The sequence below is a fragment of the Lysobacter sp. TAB13 genome, assembly GCF_052113885.1.
Lineage (GTDB): Bacteria > Pseudomonadota > Gammaproteobacteria > Xanthomonadales > Xanthomonadaceae > Lysobacter > Lysobacter gummosus.
Genome location: NZ_JBFRDR010000001.1, coordinates 255,902 through 274,841, shown reverse-complemented (window position 1 = coordinate 274,841; position 18,940 = coordinate 255,902). Strand labels below are relative to the sequence as shown.

At 64.9% G+C, this 18,940-nt stretch carries 10 protein-coding genes; all 10 read left to right on the top strand.

What is annotated here, in order from left to right; all coding sequences use genetic code 11:
• Nucleotides 1–28 precede the first annotated feature (28 nt).
• The 10 genes from AB4Y92_RS01010 (at nt 29) to AB4Y92_RS00965 (ending at nt 18,810) form a co-directional block, all read left to right on the top strand.
• Complete coding sequence (locus AB4Y92_RS01010; RefSeq protein ID WP_441817950.1) at nt 29–1,288, top strand: hydroxymethylglutaryl-CoA synthase family protein; 1,260 nt, start codon at nt 29–31, stop codon at nt 1,286–1,288.
• Complete coding sequence (locus AB4Y92_RS01005) at nt 1,288–2,082, top strand: enoyl-CoA hydratase/isomerase (protein ID WP_441817949.1); 795 nt, start codon at nt 1,288–1,290, stop codon at nt 2,080–2,082. Before AB4Y92_RS01010 ends, AB4Y92_RS01005 begins: the two co-directional genes overlap by 1 nt.
• Nucleotides 2,064–2,828, top strand: coding sequence for a polyketide synthase (locus AB4Y92_RS01000; protein WP_441817948.1), 765 nt, complete (start codon nt 2,064–2,066; stop codon nt 2,826–2,828). The genes AB4Y92_RS01005 and AB4Y92_RS01000 overlap by 19 nt, the downstream gene beginning before the upstream one ends.
• A gap of 47 nt (nt 2,829–2,875) precedes the next feature.
• The gene (locus AB4Y92_RS00995; protein WP_441817947.1) at nt 2,876–3,115 is read left to right on the top strand and encodes an acyl carrier protein; all 240 of its coding nucleotides are present in this window, start codon (nt 2,876–2,878) and stop codon (nt 3,113–3,115) included.
• Nucleotides 3,116–3,164: 49 nt separating this feature from the next.
• Entirely contained in the window at nt 3,165–4,403 is a 1,239-nt protein-coding gene (locus tag AB4Y92_RS00990; protein ID WP_441817946.1) for a beta-ketoacyl synthase N-terminal-like domain-containing protein, read from the top strand.
• Between the two features lie 42 nt (nt 4,404–4,445).
• Nucleotides 4,446–5,633, top strand: a complete 1,188-nt coding sequence (gene fabD / locus AB4Y92_RS00985; RefSeq protein WP_441817945.1) for an ACP S-malonyltransferase — start codon at nt 4,446–4,448, stop codon at nt 5,631–5,633.
• Nucleotides 5,634–5,639: 6 nt separating this feature from the next.
• Entirely contained in the window at nt 5,640–6,662 is a 1,023-nt protein-coding gene (locus tag AB4Y92_RS00980) for an acyltransferase domain-containing protein (RefSeq protein WP_441817944.1), read from the top strand.
• Complete coding sequence (locus AB4Y92_RS00975; RefSeq protein WP_441817943.1) at nt 6,659–7,084, top strand: PaaI family thioesterase; 426 nt, start codon at nt 6,659–6,661, stop codon at nt 7,082–7,084. The genes AB4Y92_RS00980 and AB4Y92_RS00975 overlap by 4 nt, the downstream gene beginning before the upstream one ends.
• On the top strand, nt 7,081–8,073 hold the full coding sequence (locus AB4Y92_RS00970) for an NAD(P)-dependent alcohol dehydrogenase (protein WP_441817942.1): 993 nt from the start codon (nt 7,081–7,083) through the stop codon (nt 8,071–8,073). The genes AB4Y92_RS00975 and AB4Y92_RS00970 overlap by 4 nt, the downstream gene beginning before the upstream one ends.
• A 201-nt stretch (nt 8,074–8,274) precedes the next feature.
• Nucleotides 8,275–18,810: an SDR family NAD(P)-dependent oxidoreductase gene (locus AB4Y92_RS00965; protein ID WP_441817941.1), complete on the top strand. Its 10,536-nt coding sequence runs from the start codon at nt 8,275–8,277 to the stop codon at nt 18,808–18,810.
• The last annotated feature ends 130 nt before the right edge of the window (nt 18,811–18,940 follow it).

Here is an 18,940-nt window from a genome sequence, read left to right as displayed (position 1 = left end):
CAACTTTTGGTTTTTGGAGAAGAACCGCATGAAAGCAGTTGGTATTGAAGCAATGAACGTGTTCGCCGGTACCGCATTCCTGGATGTCAGGAAGCTGTCCGAGCATCGCGGGCTCGACACCACCCGGTTCGAGAACCTGCTGATGAAAGAGAAGACGGTCGCACTGCCTTACGAAGACCCGATCACGTTTGCGGTCAATGCCGCCAAGCCCATCGTCGATGCGCTGAGTCCTGAGGAGCGGGACCGCATCGAGATGGTGATCACCTGTACCGAATCGGCCTTCGATTTCGGCAAATCGATGAGCACCTACTGCCACTCGCTGCTGGGGCTGAACCGCAACTGCCGCTTGTTCGAGATCAAGAACGCCTGCTATTCCGGTGCGGCCGGCATCCAGATGGCGGTGAACTTCGTGCTGTCGCAGGCCTCGCCGGGCGCGAAGGCGCTGGTGCTCGCCACCGACATCTCACGCTTCATGGTCGAGGAGGGCGGCGACGCATTGACCGCCGACTGGTCGTTCGCCGAGCCCAGCAACGGCTCCGGCGCGGTCGCGATGCTGATCAGCGACCAGCCGCACATCTTCCAGGTCGACGTCGGCGCGAACGGTTATTACGGCTACGAAGTCATGGACACCTGCCGGCCCACCGTCGATGGCGACGCCGGCGATTCGGACCTGTCGCTGCTCTCCTATCTCGACTGCTGCGAGAACGCCTTCCTGGAATACAAAAAACGCGTGCCGGACGCGGATTTCGCCGCCACCTTCACCTATCTGGCCTATCACTGCCCGTTCGGCGGCATGATCAAGGGCGCGCACCGCAACATGATGCGCAAGATGGTGCGGGCCAAGCCGCAGGAGATCGAAGAGGATTTCCAGCGCCGCGTCACTCCCGGCATGATCCACTGCCAGCGCGTCGCCAACATCATGGGCGCGACCACGGCGCTGGCGATCGCCAGCACCATCGACCACGGCGATTTCGAAACCCCGAAGCGCATCGGCGCCTTCTCCTACGGCTCGGGCTGTTGCTCCGAATTCTTCAGCGGCGTGGTGCGCAAGGAAGGCCAGCAGCGCCTGCGCGCGATGGGCATCCAGGCGCATCTCGACCGCCGCACGGAACTGACGATGGAGGAATACGACCGCCTGCTGGTCGGCAGCAATGCGGTCCGGTTCGGTACGCGCAACGTCGTGCTCGATACAGGCTTCATCGCCCGGGCCCGTAGCGCGATGGACAAGCCGGTGCTGTTCCTCAAGGAGATCAAGGAATTCCACCGCGAATACGAGTGGGTCGGCTGATGGACGGCCGCTCGATTGGCACCGCCGACTTCACCGCGCTGCGCATGCGTTTCGACGATGACATCGCGTATCTGCAGATCCACCGGCCAGAAGCGAACAACGCGATCAACGACCGCCTGATCGCCGAGTTCGCATTGGCCCTGGACGCATGCGAGACGCGCGCGAAGATCGTCGTGGTCGAAGGCCTGCCCGAGGTCTTCTGCTTCGGCGCGGATTTCGCCGATCTGCAGAAGAGCTTCGACGGCGGCGGCGTACCGCAGCAGGATCCCAAGCCGCTGTACGACATCTGGCGGCGCCTGGCGACCGGGCCGTACGTGTCTGTCGCGCATGTCCGCGGCAAGGCCAACGCCGGCGGCATCGGTTTTGTCGCCGCCTGCGACATCGTGCTCGCCGATTCGGCGGCGGTGTTCAGTCTCTCGGAGTTGCTGTTCGGGCTGATGCCGGCCTGCGTGCTGCCGTTCCTGGTGCGTCGGATCGGTTTCGCGAAGGCCAACGCCATGACCTTGTCGACCCAGCCGGTTGCGGTGCAGGTCGCGCGCGAATGGGGGTTGGTCGACGCCTTCGAGGACAACAGCGACAACCTGCTGCGCAAGCATCTGCTGCGGCTGCGCAGACTCAACAAGACCAGCGTCGCGCGCTACAAGCGCTACATGAGCGCGATCGAGACGTCCATCGCCACGGCCGAGCCGATGGCGCTGGCCGCCAATCGCGAAGTGTTTTCGGATGTCGAGAACCTGCAAAGGATCTCGCGCTACGTGAAGACCGGCCAGTTTCCATGGGAGGGCGCGGCGTGAGCGAGAAAGTCGTCGACCTGCAGTTCGTGGCTCCGCAGATCGTTCAGATCGCGATGCAGGACCGCGTGAGCAAGAACACGTTTTCCGAGGCGCTCACCGAGGGGCTGATGAACGCGTTCGCGGAGGTCGAGCGTCTTCCGGACTGCAAGGTCGTGGTGCTGACCGGCTACGACAATTATTTCGCGAGCGGTGGCACCCAGGAACAGCTGATGAATCTGTCCGAGGGCCGTGGCGCATTCACCGACCGCGCGCTCTACGGCCTGCCGCTGCACTGTCCGGTGCCGGTGATCTCCGCGATGCAGGGGCACGGCATCGGCGGCGGATTCGTTCTGGGCATGTTCGCCGATCTGGTGGTGCTGGGGCGAGAAAATATCTACACCGCCAATTTCATGCGCTACGGCTTCACTCCGGGCATGGGCGCGACCTTCATCCTTCCGCAGAAACTGGGCTTGGGCCTGGCCACGGAAATGATGCTATCGGCGAACAATTACCGCGGCGAAGAGCTGCAGCAGCGCGGGATTCCGTTTCCGGTAGTCCCGCGCGAGAGGGTCGTGGCGCACGCGCTGGAACTCGCGCAGACGTTGGCCGAGAAGCCGCGCGTCTCGCTGGTCGCGTTCAAAGACCATCTGAGCGCGCCGCTGCGGCAGGCGCTGCCCGCCACGATCGCGCAGGAGGTCGCAATGCATGCGGTGACCTTCGCCCAGCCCGAGGTGAAGGCGAAGATCGCCACGCTGTTCGGTGCATGAGCGCACTAGATCAATCCACAAACGCCTACTCCACAACCGAGATCGCCATGACTCTTGAAGATGTCTTCGCCACCATCGTCGGCCATACCCGGGAAGTCGTGCCCGGGCTCGACGATCATGCATTCCAGTTCACCGACTCCCTGCGCGAACTCGGCGCGAATTCGATCGACCGCTCCGAAGTCGTGATGCTGGCGCTCGAATCGCTGTCGCTGAAGGCGCCGATGATCGAATTCGCCAAGGCCGAGAACATGGGCGAGCTGGCGACGCTGCTGCACGCCCGGCTCTGAATCTGCGCTCCGTGAATGTGAACCGCTCCCAGGATCGACTGCTCTGAACATGCGCACCGCTGAGCCCACACCCATCGTCGTCTCCGGAATCGGCGTTACCGCGTCGATCGGCCAAGGCCGTCGCGATTTCACCGATGCGCTGCTGGCAGGCGAGCACCGGTTCGCGGCGATGCAGCGTCCCGGCCGGCAGAAGCCGTTCGCGGCCGACGACGTCGCCGCTGCGTTCATCGGTGCGGAGATCGCCGATCTGCGCATGCCTGCGGCCATAGCCGAAGCCAAGCTGCGCAACCTGTCCTGGTCCGCGCAGGTGGCGCTGGCGACTTTGCACGAAGCCTGGGAAGACGCCGGGCTCGATGCCGTCGATCCGCGCCGGATCGGCCTGATCGTCGGCGGGTCCAACATCCAGCAGCGCGAACTGGCGCTGAGCCAGGCCAAGTATCAGAACCAGGTGGAATTCCTGCGTCCGACGCATGCGATGACGTTCATGGATACCGATCTGTGCGGCGTGTGCAGCGAAGTCTTCGGCATCCGCGGCCTCGCCATCACCGTCGGCGGCGCGTCCGCGAGCGGGCAGCTGGCCGCGATACAGGCGATCGAAGCGGTTCGCTCCGGGCAAGTCGATGTCTGCATCGCGCTCGGCGCGCTGATGGATCTTTCGTTCTTCGAGTGCCAGGCGTTCCGTTCGCTGGGCGCGATGGGCTCGGATCGCTACGCGCGTGAGCCCGAGCTTGCCTGCAGGCCGTTCGACCGCGACCGCGACGGTTTCATCTTCGGCGAAGCCTGCGGAGCGATCGTGGTACGCCGGGCGTCCGACGCGACGCGCACGCCGTATGCCGAACTCAAGGGCTGGGCGATGGCCTGGGACGCCAACCGCAATCCCAATCCGTCGCTCGAAGGCGAAACCGCCGTGATCCGCGGCGCGCTGGCGATGGCCGGGCTGCCCGCGGATGCGATCGACTATGTCAATCCGCACGGCACCGCATCGGTGGTCGGCGACGAGACCGAGCTGGCCGCGCTGCGTGCCTGCGGGCTGGATCGCGCCTACCTCAACGCGACCAAATCGCTGGTGGGTCATGCGCTCAGCGCCGCAGGCATGGTCGAACTCATCGCGGTGATGCTGCAGATGCAGGCCGGGCGCCTGCATCCATCGCGCAATCTGGACAACCCCATCGATCCGGAATTGCGCTGGGTGGGCGCGACCGCCATCGATCACCTCGTCGAGCGCGCGCTCAACATGAGCATGGGCTTCGGCGGCATCAATACCGCGATCTGCCTGCAACGCGGCTGATCGAGAACACTTTCGCACGTACGTTTTTTCCAGGAGGATTCGATGAAAACCTACATGTTCCCGGGGCAGGGCTCGCAGGCGCGCGGCATGGGCGGCGACCTGTTCGATGCGTATCCGGAGCTGACCGCGAAGGCCGACGCGGTACTCGGCTACTCCATCAAGGAACTGTGTCTCGAGGATCCGCGGCGCGAACTGGGCAAGACCCAGTTCACCCAGCCGGCGCTGTACGTCGTCAATGCGCTGTCGTACTACAAGAGAATCCAGGACACGGGCGAGACGCCCGATTACCTCGCCGGTCACAGCTTGGGCGAGTTCAATGCGCTGCTGGCGGCCGAATGCTTCGACTTCGAGACCGGCCTGAAGCTGGTCAAGAAGCGCGGCGAGTTGATGAGCCAGGCGACCCAGGGCGCGATGGCCGCCATCGTCAACGCCACCCGCGAACAGATCGAGGCGGTGCTCAAGGAGAAAGGGCTGGGCGAGGTCGATATCGCCAACTGCAACACGCCGCTGCAGATCGTCATCTCCGGGCCTTCCGCCGACATCGCCGCATGCCAGGAGATCTTCCAGTTCGACCGGGTGATGTACGTGCCGCTCAATACCAGCGGCGCGTTCCATTCGCGGCTGATGATCCCGGCGAAGCAGAAATTCGAGACCTTCCTCAAGAAGCGCAAATTCTCGCAGCCGAAGATACCGGTGATCGCGAACCTGACCGCGAAGCCGTATCCGAACGGCGCCGTCGTCGAGTACCTGTCGAAGCAGATCTCCAGCACGGTGCTGTGGAGCGACACGATCCACCATCTCATGTCGCTGTCGGATGCGATGGAATTCGTCGAGATCGGCCACGGAGACGTGCTCGCGAAAATGATCCTCAAGATCAGGCAGATCGCCGCGAAAGCCGCCGCCGAGCAGGCGCCGCCGCCGGCGCAAGCCGAGCAAAAATCGGAGGTTCCGAGCGTCGATGCCGTTGTTGCGGCGTCGGCTGGCGCCGCGGAGGATGCCGGCGGCGCGCGCGAGGATCGTTTCGCGCTCGCGGAGCGGAAGGTCGCTGCCTGGAACAGCCGCCATCGCGTCGGCTCCGGCGTGAAGTCGCTGGTGGCCGAGCACGGCGCGCTGATCACGCGCACTCCGGCCGTGGTGCTGTTCGGCCATCGCGCGGCCGTCTACATGGAGGGATTCAACGGCTACTTCGATCTCGACGAACTCTCGCTCGACGAACATTCGGCGGCCTGACTGTCCATGCGCCTTCCTCTCGTCTTCATGTTTTCCGGCCAAGGCTCGCAATACCATCAGATGGGACGCGAGCTTTACGACCGGCATCCCAGGTTCCGCCTGTGGATGGACCACTGCGACGAAATCGCCGGACCGCTGATCGGCGGTTCGCTCTGCGACGCGCTGTACCGCGACGGCGACAAAAGCCAGCCGTTCGATCGTCTGCTGCATACCAATCCGGCGCTGATCGCGTTCGAATTCAGCTTGGCGCGGGTGCTGATCGAAGCGGGCGCCAGGCCGGACTATCTGCTCGGCTACAGCCTGGGCGAACTTACCGCCGCGATCGTCGGCGAAGCGCTGACGATCGAGCAAGGCATCGGCCTGGCCGTCGATTACGCCCGGCTGATCGAAGCCGAAAGTCCGCCGGCGACGATGCTGGCGGTGGTGAACGTGCCCGACATCGAAACGCGCTATGCCGACCGGATGGCGGGTTGCTGGGTGACCGCGCGTAATTTCGACCAGCATCTGGTCGTGACCGGACCGGCCGACGCGATCGCACCGCTGCGCGAAGCGCTGGCGCGCGACGGTGTGGTGCATCAGACGCTGGCCGTCAAGTACGGGTTCCACACCGAAATGCAGCAGGCGCTCGAAGCGCCGTTCATGGCGCTGGCGGACAAGCTGGACTTCGCACCGCTGCGCACGCCGATGGTGTCGTGTCTGGACGGCCGCGTGTACGACGGCGACAGCGATCCGAGGGACTGGCTGCGACGCATGTGGGCCACCTTCCGCCAGCCGGTCGAATTCGGCGCCACGGTGCGCAGCCTGCTCGCCAAGGGCGACTTCCATTTCCTGGACGTTGGCCCCAGCGGAACCCTTGCCACATTCGTCAAGTATCTGCTTCCGGCCGACAGCGCATCGAGATTCAGCGATGTGATCAATCCCTTCGGCATGGACGAGCGGAAATACCTCGGCGCGCTGGAGCGGATCGGCCTGAACACCGCGTATAGACCGGGCAGCGCCTCATATTCCGCAGTGAGGGCGTCGAGTTGAACGGATTCTTCGAAATGGGCCAGCAGGTGCTGGTGTCGCAGCCCTTCAGCAGGCTGCTGGGCACGGAGCTGTGCGAGCTGTCTGAGGGCTATGCCGAACTGTCGCTGCGGATTCGCGAGGATTTCAAGCAGAGCTACGGGTTCGTGCATGGCGGCGTCGTCAGTTACCTGGCGGACAACTGCCTGACCTTCGCCGGCGCGACCGTACTCGGCAAATGCGTGACCTCGGAATTCAAGATCAATTACGTGATGCCGACCATCGGCGATCTGCTGGTCGCCAAATCCACCGTGCTGTCCTTCGCATTGAGGCAGGCGGTGTGCGAATGCAAGGTCTACGTCATCCGCAATCAGGAATCCATGCTGGTCGCGGTGGCACAGGGCACGATCGTCAAGATCGAGACCGATATCAGGACGGCCCCATGAAGGCCGTCGTCTACCACGAGTACGGGTCACCCGATGTTCTGCAGTTGCGCGACGTGGCGCTGCCGCAGCCGCGCCCGAATGAGCTGCGCATCCGCATGCGCGCCGCTTCGGTCAACCCGGTCGATCTGTATCTGCTGCGCGGAAGCCCTTACATGCTGCGGCTTCAGACCGGCCTGAAACGTCCGAAAAACAACGGTATCGGCCTCGATTTCGCCGGGGTCGTCGACGCCGTCGGCGACGATGCCACCGCTTTCCGTGTCGGCGAGGAAGTCTTCGGCCAGATCGCGCACAATTCCACCGGGCGTACCCGCGCACTCGCCGAATATCTGTGCGTCGACGCAGCGGTCGCGGTGAAAAAGCCGGATGGTATCGGCTTCGCCGAAGCCGCCACGGTTCCGTTGGCGGGATGCACCGCGCTCTACGCAGTGCGCGACTACGGCCAGGTGACTTCCGGACAGCATGTGCTGATCAACGGCGCGGGCGGCGGGGTGGGCGTGCATGCCGTGCAGCTCGCGAAGCATTTCGGCGCCACGGTCACAGCCGTGTGCAGCGAGGCCAAGCGATCGCTGATGCACGACATCGGCGCCGATCATGTCATCGATTACCAAAAGCACGATTTCACCGCCGGTTCCAGCCGTTACGACGTGATCGTCGACACGATCAGCAGCCAGACCATGCGTCGCTGCCGGCGTGTGCTCGCGCCGCGGGGTCGGTTCGTCTGGGTGGGAGGACCCAGCACGAACCGCTGGATCGGCCCGCTGCGCCTTGCGCTGAACGTGTTTGCGATGCCGCTGGTCGCCCGCGGATATCGTTGGATGGTGGTGTCGAAAAATTCCACGGCCGAGGATCTGGCGACGCTCGCCGGATTGCTCGAGCAAAGGGCGCTTCGCCCGGTCATCGATCGGCGCTACCCGCTCGGGAACGCTGTCGATGCCATCCGTCATCTGGAGAAAGGTCATGCGTGCGGAAAGATCGTTATCGAGATCTGATCTGTGTCCAAGAAGCATCGTGGACGGACGCGGCGACGCGGCCGCGCTGCTGCGTGGCGCAGGCTCTGACTCGCAAGAAAACAGCGAAATTCCAGGCTTTTTTTGCCAATTTCAGTTGTTGCCAGATTTTCTAATGACTATGATTCGACGTCGCGCCAGAACGACTCGGCGCTGGGGACGCAACGCAAGGGATGCTGACTTATGATGGACTCCGATACCCTGCATGAGCGCACCGAGAGCTATCTGAAATCGCTGATCTGCGAAGCGGCGGATGCGGCGCTGGTCTTCGATGCAGAAACGCCGTTCGGCGAACTCGGCGTCAACTCGTTTCTGGTCCTGAAGATACTCAAACGCCTGGAACAGGACTTCGGCACCTTGCCGAAGACGCTTCTGTTCGAGAACTTCAACGTTCGCGATCTCGCCCGGTATTTCGTCAAGGCGCATGTGGTCGTTCTGATGTGCAAATTCGCGGACGCCTCGTCGCCCGCACCCGCACCCGCGCCCGCGCAGCTGGCGGAGCCGCGCCCGTCGAACGCCAATGACGCGCATGGCGCTCCGGCGCAAGCCGCATCCGCGCGGGCGGTAACGAGCCCCGCGGGCGAAACGCGGCTGCCGGCGATGGTCGCGCTCAAGCATCTGCATCGCTACCCGCAGCTCCAGCAGCGCCGGCTCGAGATCTTCGATCGATACAAGAACGAATCCTCGGTGTCGCGCGGCACCGCGATGATCGCGCCGCTGCTGTTCTTCGGCGACGCGCAGCGCGGCTACTTCAACTGCGGCAAAGGCAGGGGCATTCTGCTGGCCTACGGCTATACCGGCCCGGAAGAGCACTTCCCGCCGCTCGCCGAGCAGTTGTACCGGTACTGCGAGGCGCACGGTCTGCAGTTCAATCTGTTCGTTGAAGACCGGCTGCCCGAGCTGTGCGGCAAGCGCTTTTCCGCGACGCCGTTCGGCGTGATGCAGCGTGTGACCGATCTGGCGTCGTTCACGCTGGAAGGCCAGAAGATGAAGCGCCTGCGCTATCTGGTGTCCAAGTTCGCGAACGCCGGCGCCTGCCGTACCGAAGAATACGTCTGCGGCAGTGATGCGAAGACCGCCGAGGCGGTCGCCGGCATCATCGATCGGTGGTGTGCGACGCGCACGATGGTCAATCCGCTGATCCACATCGTCAAGGCCGAGATCCTCGCGGGCACGCTGGACCGCGAGCACCGGCTGTTCCTGACCTACCTCGACGATGTCCTGCAGAACGCGATCCTGGTGTCGCCGATGGCGGCCGGCGCCGGCTATCTGATGGACCTGGAATTCTATGGGCCGGACATGCCGCTCGGCGGGCTGGAATTCGCGATCGTCAACATCATCCGGACGCTGCGCGAGGAAGGCTGCAACGTCTTCAGCCTCGGCGGCACCTACGGCTGCAAACTCGCCGATTCCCCCGACGCGGACCCGGCGATCGAGAGCGTCCTCGAGGCGCTGCGCCGCCAGGACATTTTCAACGACGCGGGCAATCTCCAATTCAAGAACAAGTTCCGCCCCGAGAGCAAGGACATCTTCCTGTGCCGGGCCGTGGATGCGGGCAAGGCGGACAACATCCTCGACATCATCCTGATGATCGCCGACCCGTCGATCGCGGACAGCGACGAACCGTCGATCGACGACGCGTCGCTTGCGCCGGTATCCGCCGCACAAGCGGATGCGGCGCCAGCCTCGACCGCCGCCGCGACAGTCGCTGTCGACATCGCATCCAGCCCGCGTTGGAAGGCGCTGGAAGCGGCCGGGTTCAATCCGCAGAACATCCCCGCCGAGCAGGTCGAGTTCGATCTGAAAACCGACTCCTGGGCGCAGCTGCGTCTGCCCGCCATCGATAAACAGATGGCGGCCCTGTTCGCGCAGATCCAGCGGCCGGCCGACGTGAACGCCGTCCTGCGCCGGGTATTTCCGTTCAAGCACTTCACGCTGGCCGAATCCGGACGCGCTGCCGAAGCGCTGTTCTGTCAGGCGTGGGAGAAGAAGGGCAGGGTGCCGCAGAACATCCTGTTCCCCAGCACGATCTTCCATCAGATCGACAACGGCTTCTCTCCGGTAGAAATTCCTGTTGCCGATGTGTTCGATCTGCAGTCCGACGCGGCATTCAAGGGCGGCGTCGATCTATCCGCGCTGCGTGCGCAGATCGACGCTCACGCGGCGGACATCGCCTATGTCTGCATCGAACTGAGCGACAACGCCGCCGGCGGCGGCGCGGTGTCGCTGGCGCATCTGCGGGAGGTGAAGGCGTTGCTGCAGACGCAGCGGATCCCGCTGGTGCTCGATGCAACGCGCGTGCTGGAAAACGCGCTGACGGTGAGCGAACACGATCCCGAATGGCGCGACGCGTCGTTGTGGCAGGTCGCCGAGGCGCTGCTGTCGCAGGCCGACGCGATCGTGGTCAGCCTGGCGAAGGATTTCTGCGTCAACAAGGGCGGGCTGATCGCCACCAACGATCAGGTGCTGCACGACCGGCTGCAGGCCTTGCAACAGCGCGGCGGCAAAGCGCTGGACGTCACCGAGAAGAAATGCATCGCGGCATCGCTGCAGAACCGCGGCTACATCGAGACCCAGGTCCGCCGCCGCGTCGATGCCGTGCGTGCGCTGGCAACGCATCTGGCGCAGCGGCAATTGCCCGTCGTGCGTCCGGCGTCGGCCCACTGCGTGTTGGTCGACGTCAAGCGGATTCCGCAGTTTCGCGATCTTGTCGCACCGGTAGCCTCGTTCGCGGCATGGCTCTATCTGGCGACGGGCATCCGTGCCGGTGCGCACAGCGTGGGCATGCAACAGAACACCTCGCTCAATCAGCTGGTCAGACTGGCCATTCCCGTAGGCCTCAAGGCCGACGAGGTAAAGCGGCTGGGCGACCGGCTGGCGGATGCGTTCGCGGACATCGTCAATATTCCCGATCTCGGCGCCGCCGAAGGCGTGGGCGATATCAACGTCCGGCTCACGCTTCAGCGACTGCTGTCGCCGCGCAGCGTCGCATCGGCGCCCACAAGCGACGCGTTGGGTGCGGCCGCGCAACACCCGCAGACTGCGGTGACGCATGCTTCACAGCCGCATGCGGCGGACAGCGTGCGTGCCGTCGAGGCCGCCGCACCGCGCGCATCCGACATGCCGATGCAGACCGATATGGACATCGCGATCGTAGGCATGGCCGCGCGTTTGCCGAAGGCCCGGAATGCCGACGAGCTCTGGGAGAATCTGACCCAGGGCCGCGACTGCATCAGCGAGATTCCGCAGTCGCGGTTCGACCGCCGGCGCAACCGCGATGCGCTGGGCCGGTACCGCGGCGGTTTTCTCGACGACCTCGACCGCTTCGATTCGCTGTTCTTCAACATCTCGCCGCGCGAAGCCGAGACCTTGGACCCGCAGGAACGCCTGTTCCTGGAAGTCAGCTGGGAAGCTTTGGAGGACGCCGGCTACTATCCCGACGCCTTCCAGAGCGATGAGCTGGGCGCGGGCCGGATCGGCGTGTACGTCGGCGCGGTGTGGGCGATGTACCAGATGGTCGGCGCGGAAGAGCGGCTGGCCGGCAACAAAGTGATCGCCAACTCGTTCCTGTGGAGCGTCGCCAACCGCGTTTCGTATTTCATGAATTTCACCGGCCCCAGCATCGCGGTGGACACCGCGTGCTCGGCCAGCCTGACCGCGATCCACCTCGCCTGCGATGCCATCCGGCAGGGCGAATGCGCCGCCGCGCTGGTCGGCGGCGTCAACCTGGATGTGCACCAGTGCAAGCAGGAAATCACTGTCGCTGGCGGTCTGTTGTCGGAAGAGGGTCTGTGTCGCGCCTTCGGCCGCGATGCCGGCGGCTACGTGCCGGGCGAGGGCGTCGGCGCGTTGCTGCTCAAGCCGCTGTCGCAGGCGCGGCGCGACCGCGACAACATCTATGCGGTGATCAAGGGCTCGGCGATCAGCCATGGCGGACGCAACAGCGGCTATGCGGTGCCGAACTCGAAGGCGCAGTGCGAGGTCATCACCACGGCGCTGAAAAAGGCCAACGTGGACGCGCGCAGCATCGGCTACATCGAAGCCCACGGCACCGGCACCGAACTGGGCGATCCCATCGAGATCGCCGGCCTCAACCAGGCGTTCGAGAAAGACCAGGTCGCGCTGCGCAGCTGCGCGATCGGTTCGATCAAGACCAACATCGGCCATCTGGAAGCGGCCGCGGGCATTGCCGGGGTGTGCAAGACCATCCTGCAGATGCGTCACCGCACCCTGGTGCCGTCGCTACATTCGGCGCAGCTCAACGAGTTCATCGATTTCGCGCATTCGCCGTTCGTGGTCCAGCAGGCGCTGGCACCGTGGCATCCGCAACAGGTCGACGGCGTACTGCAGCCGCTGCGCGCGGGCATCAGCTCCTTTGGCGCGGGCGGTTCCAACGCGCACGTGATTCTCGAAGCGGTCGGCGACACCGCGCTGTCCGCCGACGGCGCGCCGGTGGAGCGCGGACTGCGGATTTTCCCGCTGTCCGCGCGCAACGAAGAGCAGCTGCGGCAGGTCGCGATGCGGCTGAAATCCTTCGTCGGAAAACACCTCAGCGATGCGTCCGCGCCCAGCCTCGACGAGATCGCCTTCACCCTGCAGTTCGGCCGCAAATCCTTCGATCACCGGGTCGCCATCCTTGCGGACAGCCACGAGCGGTTGATCGACAGGCTGCAGTGCTTCCTGGACGGTACGCGCGACGAGCATATTTTCATCGGCCACGTGAGGAATGCGGACGGCATCACCAAGATGCTCAGCCGCAAGGAAAAGGAAGCCTTTGTCGATCTGCTCGCGAAATCGCGCGATCCGATGAAGCTGGCGCAGCTGTGGATCGACGGCCTGGTGTCGGAATGGCAGGGCATGCAGACCGGCGGGCACGGCAGGCGCATTTCGCTGCCGACCTATCCGTTCGCCGACAAGCGCCATTGGCTCGAACCCGTCGAAGGCAATGCGATCGGCCCGATGACCGCCGTACACCTCGCCGGCCTGCATCCGCTGATCGACAGCAACGAATCCACGTTCGAGCGCCAGGTATTCCGCAAGGTCTTCACCGACCGCGAATTCTTCATCTACGACCATCTGGTTTCCGACATCCCGACGCTTCCGGGCGTGGCCTATCTCGACCTGGCGCGCAAGGCCGGCGAGATCGCCGCGGGGCGCAAGGTCCGCAGGATCAGGAACATCCTCTGGGTCAGCCCGCTGACGGTGCAGGGCGCGGTTCCCAACGATGTGCTGATCGAACTCAAGCCCGCTGGCGACTCGGTGGTGTTCGAGGTCTTCAGCGAACGCGAGGATGGAAAGAAGCAACTCTATTGCCAGGGAAAACTCTTTTACGCCACGGCCCAGGACGACGCGGCGGAAGACGAATACGTGGATCTGTCCGCGATCCGCGGCCGCTGCGAAAAGGTCATGGACGGCGAACGCGCCTATCCGCTGTTCAAGAATCTCGGCCTGGGCCTGGGGCCCACCTTCCAGGCGCTGACCGAAGTCCGCCGCAATCCGCAGGTCGCCTTCGAAGTGCTGGGCGCGCTGAAGATGCCGGCGCTGGACGGCACGCGCTTCGACGAGTTCGTGCTGCATCCCTCGCTGGTCGATTCCTCGTTCCAGGCGGCGATGGCCGCGCGGCTCGCGGACGCGGGCGGCGAGATGTTCGTGCCGTATTCGCTGGGCGAAGTGGAGATCCTGCATCCGCTCACGCAGGTCTGCTACAGCTACGTGACCGAGGCGAAGGACGAGAAGAAGTCGTCCAACCTGTCGAAGATGAATGTGCTCATCGTCGACGAGCAAGGCAAGGTGCTGGTCAAGGTGCGCGATTCGGTCGGCGTGCCGCTGCTCGACGTGCACGAGAAGCCGGGCGCCGCGTCCAAGGCGCCGCCACCGGGCGATGCCGACGCTGCGTTCTCGACCCTGTACTTCGGGACCGATTGGCAGCCATCGCCGCTCTCTGCCCCCGCGGGCGATCCCTCGCGACAGACCATCGTGATCTTCGCGCCCGATGAAGCCAGCCACGACGCTTACCGAGCCGCGCTGGTCGCATCCGGAAGCGATCCCGACACGCTGATCGCGGTGTTGCCAGGCGATAGTTTCGCCCGCGTCGACGCCCATCGCTATCGCATCGATGCCGGCAAGCGCGAGGATTACGACACACTGCTTTCGGCGCTGCGCAATCAGTCCGATGCCACGCTGCACGTGTGCTTCGCATGGTCGGCGCTGCCCGGCGCGGACGCCGACGGTCTGTCGGCCGAAGACGCCACGATGCGGGCGCTCGATCGTGGCGTGTACGCCTTCCTGTACCTGGTCCAGGCGGTCATCGCGCAAAAATGCGAGGCCGATGTCCGCCTGCAGTATCTGTACTTCAGCACGCCGCCCGTGGCGCAACCGCATAACGAGGCGATCCAGGGCTTCGCGACGATCCTGCGCGCGGAGAGCCCGAAACTCGCATGCAAGGTCGTCGAAATCGTCGGCGCGGATTCTGGCGTCGAAGCTGGCTTCGACCGGGTGTCGGTGGCCGCGATCGCAGCGGAATTCCGCGACGACACCAAGGCCCTCGCGGTGCGCTACCGCGAAGGCATGCGCTATGTGCGCCGTATCCACGACTGCCCCGAACCCACCGCGCAGACGCAGGACGCGGCCCCGATCCGGCACCGCGGCGTCTACCTCATTACCGGCGGCGCGGGCGGTCTGGGCCTGATCTTCGCCGAACATCTGGCCAAAAATTTCCAGGCGCGGATGGTGCTGAGCGGTCGCGGTGCGCTCAAGCCCGAAACCGAAGCGGCGCTGGAATCCATGCGCGCGGCCGGCGGCGAAGTGGTGTACGTACCGGCCGACGTGTCCAGGCGCGAGGATGTCGAAAGACTCGTGCGTGTGTGCAAGGACAGCTATGGCGGGCTGCACGGCATCATCCACAGCGCTGGCGTGCTGCGCGATGCGTATCTGCGCAACAAGACACGCGAGGAAATGGCGGCCGTGTTCGCGCCCAAGATCCGCGGCTCGGTGCTGCTGGACGATGCCACGCGCGAGGAACCGCTGGATTTCTTCGTGATGTTTTCGTCGCTGGCGGCGCTGGCGGGCAATGCCGGCCAGAGCGATTACTCGTTCGCGAACCATTTCATGGATGCCTTCGCCGCGCAGCGCAATGCGCGCGCGCGCGCCGGACAGCGGCAGGGCAAGGCGCTCAGCCTCAACTGGTCGATCTGGGCCGAGGGCGGCATGCGGCTGGACGAGCAGACCGCGCTGTTCTTCGAGCGCAATCTCGGTATCCGCCCGCTGCAGCGCGAGGTCGGCATCCAGGCTTTGATGCTGGGCCTGCACAGCGATCTGCCGCATCTGGCGGTGCTGCAAGGCGTGAAGGACAAGGTCGAGCGCGCGTGGGGCATCGGCGTGGCCGAGGCGCCCAAGGCCGCCGTGGCGGTGTCCGCGACTGCGCCGGCAGCGGCGACCAGCGAGGACGGCGATCTGGCGATCCTGGTCCAGGACGCGCTGTCGCAGATCGTCATGGATTTCCTCAAGATCGATGCCGACGATGTCGATCTCGACACGATCCTGCTGGACCTGGGCTTCGATTCGATCGGGCTCACCTCGTTCAGCAACATGGTCAACGACAAGTACGGCCTGGACATCACGCCGGTCCTGTTCTTCGAATATCCGAACATCCGCGAAATCGCCAAGCATCTCGCCCAGGATCACCGCGAGAACATGCTTCGCGTGCATGCGCGGGCGGGCACACCGTCGCCGGCCGTCGACGCCGCATCGACCGGCACAGCCCAGGTGGTCCCGACTCAGCCGGTATTCGCGTCCAAGAACACCCTCGCGGTGGCGGACGCGCCGGCGCCCGCAGGCACGGGGCGCTTCTCGCCTGGGCGCCGCTTCATCGAGCGGCCGATCGCTATCGTCGGCATGAGCGGCGTGATGCCGCAGGCCGACACGCTGGACGAATACTGGGACAAGCTGAGCAAGGCCGAGAACAACATGGTCACGCTCATCCCGCCGGACCGCTGGGACTGGGAAGCGTATTACGGCAATCCGATGGCGGAGAAGAACAAGACGCTGTCGAAGTGGGGCGGCTTCATGCGCGAGGTCGACAAGTTCGATCCGCTGTTCTGGGGCATCTCGCCGCGCGAAGCGGAAATGATGGATCCGCAGCAGAGGATTTTCCTGGAGAGCGTCTGGGGCGCGATCGAGGATTCCGGCCACCGCGTATCCGATCTGGCCGGCACCAAGACCGGTCTGTTCGTCGGCGCGGCGACCCGCGACTACATCGACCTGATGGCGATGAACCAGGCCGAACTCGACGGCTATTCCGCCTCGGGCACCTCGCACGCCATTTTGGTCAACCGCGTGTCCTTCCTGCTCAACCTTCACGGGCCCAGCGCGCCGCTGGACACCGCGTGTTCGAGTTCGCTGATCGCCCTGCATCGCGCGATCGAGTCGATCCACACCGGCAGCTGCGACATGGCCATCGTCGGCGGCGTGCAGGTCATGCTCACGCCCGCGGGCCACATCTCCTTCGGCGCGGCGGGCATGCTGGCCGACGACGGCAAGTGCAAGACCTTCGACTCGCGCGCGAACGGCTACGTCCGTGGCGAAGGTTCCGGCGCGATCCTGATCAAGCCGCTGGAAAACGCCATCGCCGACGGCGACCACATCTACGCGGTGGTCAAATCCACGGCCGAGAACCACGGCGGCAAGGTGACGATGCTGACCGCGCCGAACCCGAACGCGCAGGCCGATCTGCTGGTCGAAGCCTACGAAAAGGCCGAGATCGATCCCCGCAGCGTCGGTTATCTCGAATGCCACGGCACCGGCACCAGCCTGGGCGATCCGATCGAGATCCAGGCCATGAAGAAGGCGTTCTCGGAGCTGTACCGCAAGCATCAACTCCCGCCGGCCGTAAAGCCGCACATCGGGCTCACCTCCGCCAAGACCAACATCGGCCATCTGGAAACCGCGGCCGGCATCGCCGGCATCCTGAAGGTATTGCTGTCCATCAAGCACAAGCAGATTCCCGCGTTGCTGCATTTCGAGAAGCTCAATCCCTACATCAATCTCGACAACACGCCTTTCTATCCGGTGGAGAAGACCAGGGAATGGGAGCCGGCAGTCGACGGACAAGGCCGTTCGTATCCGCGCCGCGCCGGTATCAGCTCGTTTGGTTTCGGCGGCGCCAATGTGCACGTCGTGCTGGAGGAATACCTGGCGCACGACACCGCGCCGCGCGCGCGTCCGAACGGCCCCTATGCCATCGTGCTCTCGGCCAAGAACGCCGACCGTCTGCGCGCCAACGCTGCGCGCCTGCTGGCGCATCTGCGCAACCACCCGGAGGAAGACGTCGCCGACGTGGCCTACACGCTGCAGGTCGGCCGCGACCTCATGCCCGAGCGCATGGCCCTGATCGTGGCAAGCGCGCAGGAGCTGATCGAACGGCTGCAGGCCTACCTCGACGGCGACGCCGAGACGGCCGGCGTGCGCCAGTCCAGCGTGCGCCGCAAGGCGGACATCGTCACCACTGACGCGGCGACCCTCCAGCAGTGGCTGCACCAGGGCGATCTGACGGCGCTGCTCGACGTCTGGCTCAAGGGTCCCGAACCCGACTGGAAGGCGCTGTACACCGGTTACTCCATGCGCCGCTGCGCGTTGCCGACCTACGCCTTCGCGCGCGAACGTTATTGGTTCAGCATCGACCCCGAGAAGCAGACGGCGGGCAGCCAGGCTGTCATGCATCCGCTGCTGCATCGCAATGTCTCGGTGTTCGGGCGGCAGTCGTTCGCATCGGACGGCGCTGTACTCGACAAATCGCTGCGCGGAACGGCGCTGCGGCCCGAAGCCGGACTGCCGGAACTATTGCCGGTCGAAATGATACGGCTGGCGGTGCGCGAATCCCTCGGCGACCGTGGACACAAGGCGCGCATCGAATTGCGTTCTCTGGCGTGGGCGAGCTCCGAGCCTGCAACACAGGGTGGTGCCGTCTCCGCGGATCTGTACGCGACCGGCGATAGCGAGTTCGACTTCGAGGTAAGGACCGCGGGCGCGGACGGCGAGTCGATGCTGTGCGAAGGCGCCGGCAATTACGAGACGGGCAAGGATCCGGACCGCATCGATTTGTCCCAACTGCGCACGTTGTTCCGTGGCGAAGTCCAAGACGCCGCCGACTTCTATGGCGCCCTGGTCGATGCAGGCATGATCCGCGACCGCCTGCCGAACGGCGTTGTCGCCTGTCTTCGCGGCGAGCGACAGCAGTTGCTCGAATTTCGCTTGCCGCCGGCGCCGGATGGCGCAGTCGATGCGGCCGATGCGCTGGACACCTTTGCGTTGCTCTCGCTCTCGCATCTGGCCTGTCTCGACCATCTGGCCGGCGGCGGCGTCGCACCGTCGGCAACGACCCTGCTCGCACTGGAAGGCATCGCGTTCGCCTCGGTCGGCGCCCGTGAAGGCGCGATCTGGGTTCGGTCGGCGCGCGGCGGTGGCCGCCACGACGGTCGTGCCGTGATCGACATCGACGTGATCGATACCGAAGGCCGCGTGCTCATCAGGATCAAGGGCCTGACGATCGGCCATCCGGCAACACCGGACGCCGAACGCGCGCACGACGAGGAGTTCGCCTCGATGCTCGAATCGCTCTACGCCCCGGGCCGCACCCCGGCGTCCGACCACACCGCGCAGCGCACGGCGAGCCTCGAATTCGAGGATGCGCTCGACGCGATCTTCGAGGCGGGCGCGACCTGATGGGCATCGCATCTTTGCCACCCAAGCCGGGACGTGCGCGACGCGCAGGCATCGATCCTGTCGTCGGCATTGACCATGCTGGACCGGACCATCGGCTGATCCACCCGCGTTGCGGGTCTTCGTACACGGA

What these genes read in the sequence shown, in the direction of transcription:
- AB4Y92_RS01010 (WP_441817950.1), top strand. Translation starts at nt 29, where the DNA reads ATGAAAGCAGTTGGTATTGAAGCAATGAACGTGTTCGCCGGTACCGCA.
- AB4Y92_RS01005 (WP_441817949.1), top strand. Translation starts at nt 1,288, where the DNA reads ATGGACGGCCGCTCGATTGGCACCGCCGACTTCACCGCGCTGCGCATG.
- AB4Y92_RS01000 (WP_441817948.1), top strand. Translation starts at nt 2,064, where the DNA reads ATGGGAGGGCGCGGCGTGAGCGAGAAAGTCGTCGACCTGCAGTTCGTG.
- AB4Y92_RS00995 (WP_441817947.1), top strand. Translation starts at nt 2,876, where the DNA reads ATGACTCTTGAAGATGTCTTCGCCACCATCGTCGGCCATACCCGGGAA.
- AB4Y92_RS00990 (WP_441817946.1), top strand. Translation starts at nt 3,165, where the DNA reads ATGCGCACCGCTGAGCCCACACCCATCGTCGTCTCCGGAATCGGCGTT.
- fabD (WP_441817945.1), top strand. Translation starts at nt 4,446, where the DNA reads ATGAAAACCTACATGTTCCCGGGGCAGGGCTCGCAGGCGCGCGGCATG.
- AB4Y92_RS00980 (WP_441817944.1), top strand. Translation starts at nt 5,640, where the DNA reads ATGCGCCTTCCTCTCGTCTTCATGTTTTCCGGCCAAGGCTCGCAATAC.
- AB4Y92_RS00970 (WP_441817942.1), top strand. Translation starts at nt 7,081, where the DNA reads ATGAAGGCCGTCGTCTACCACGAGTACGGGTCACCCGATGTTCTGCAG.
- AB4Y92_RS00965 (WP_441817941.1), top strand. Translation starts at nt 8,275, where the DNA reads ATGATGGACTCCGATACCCTGCATGAGCGCACCGAGAGCTATCTGAAA.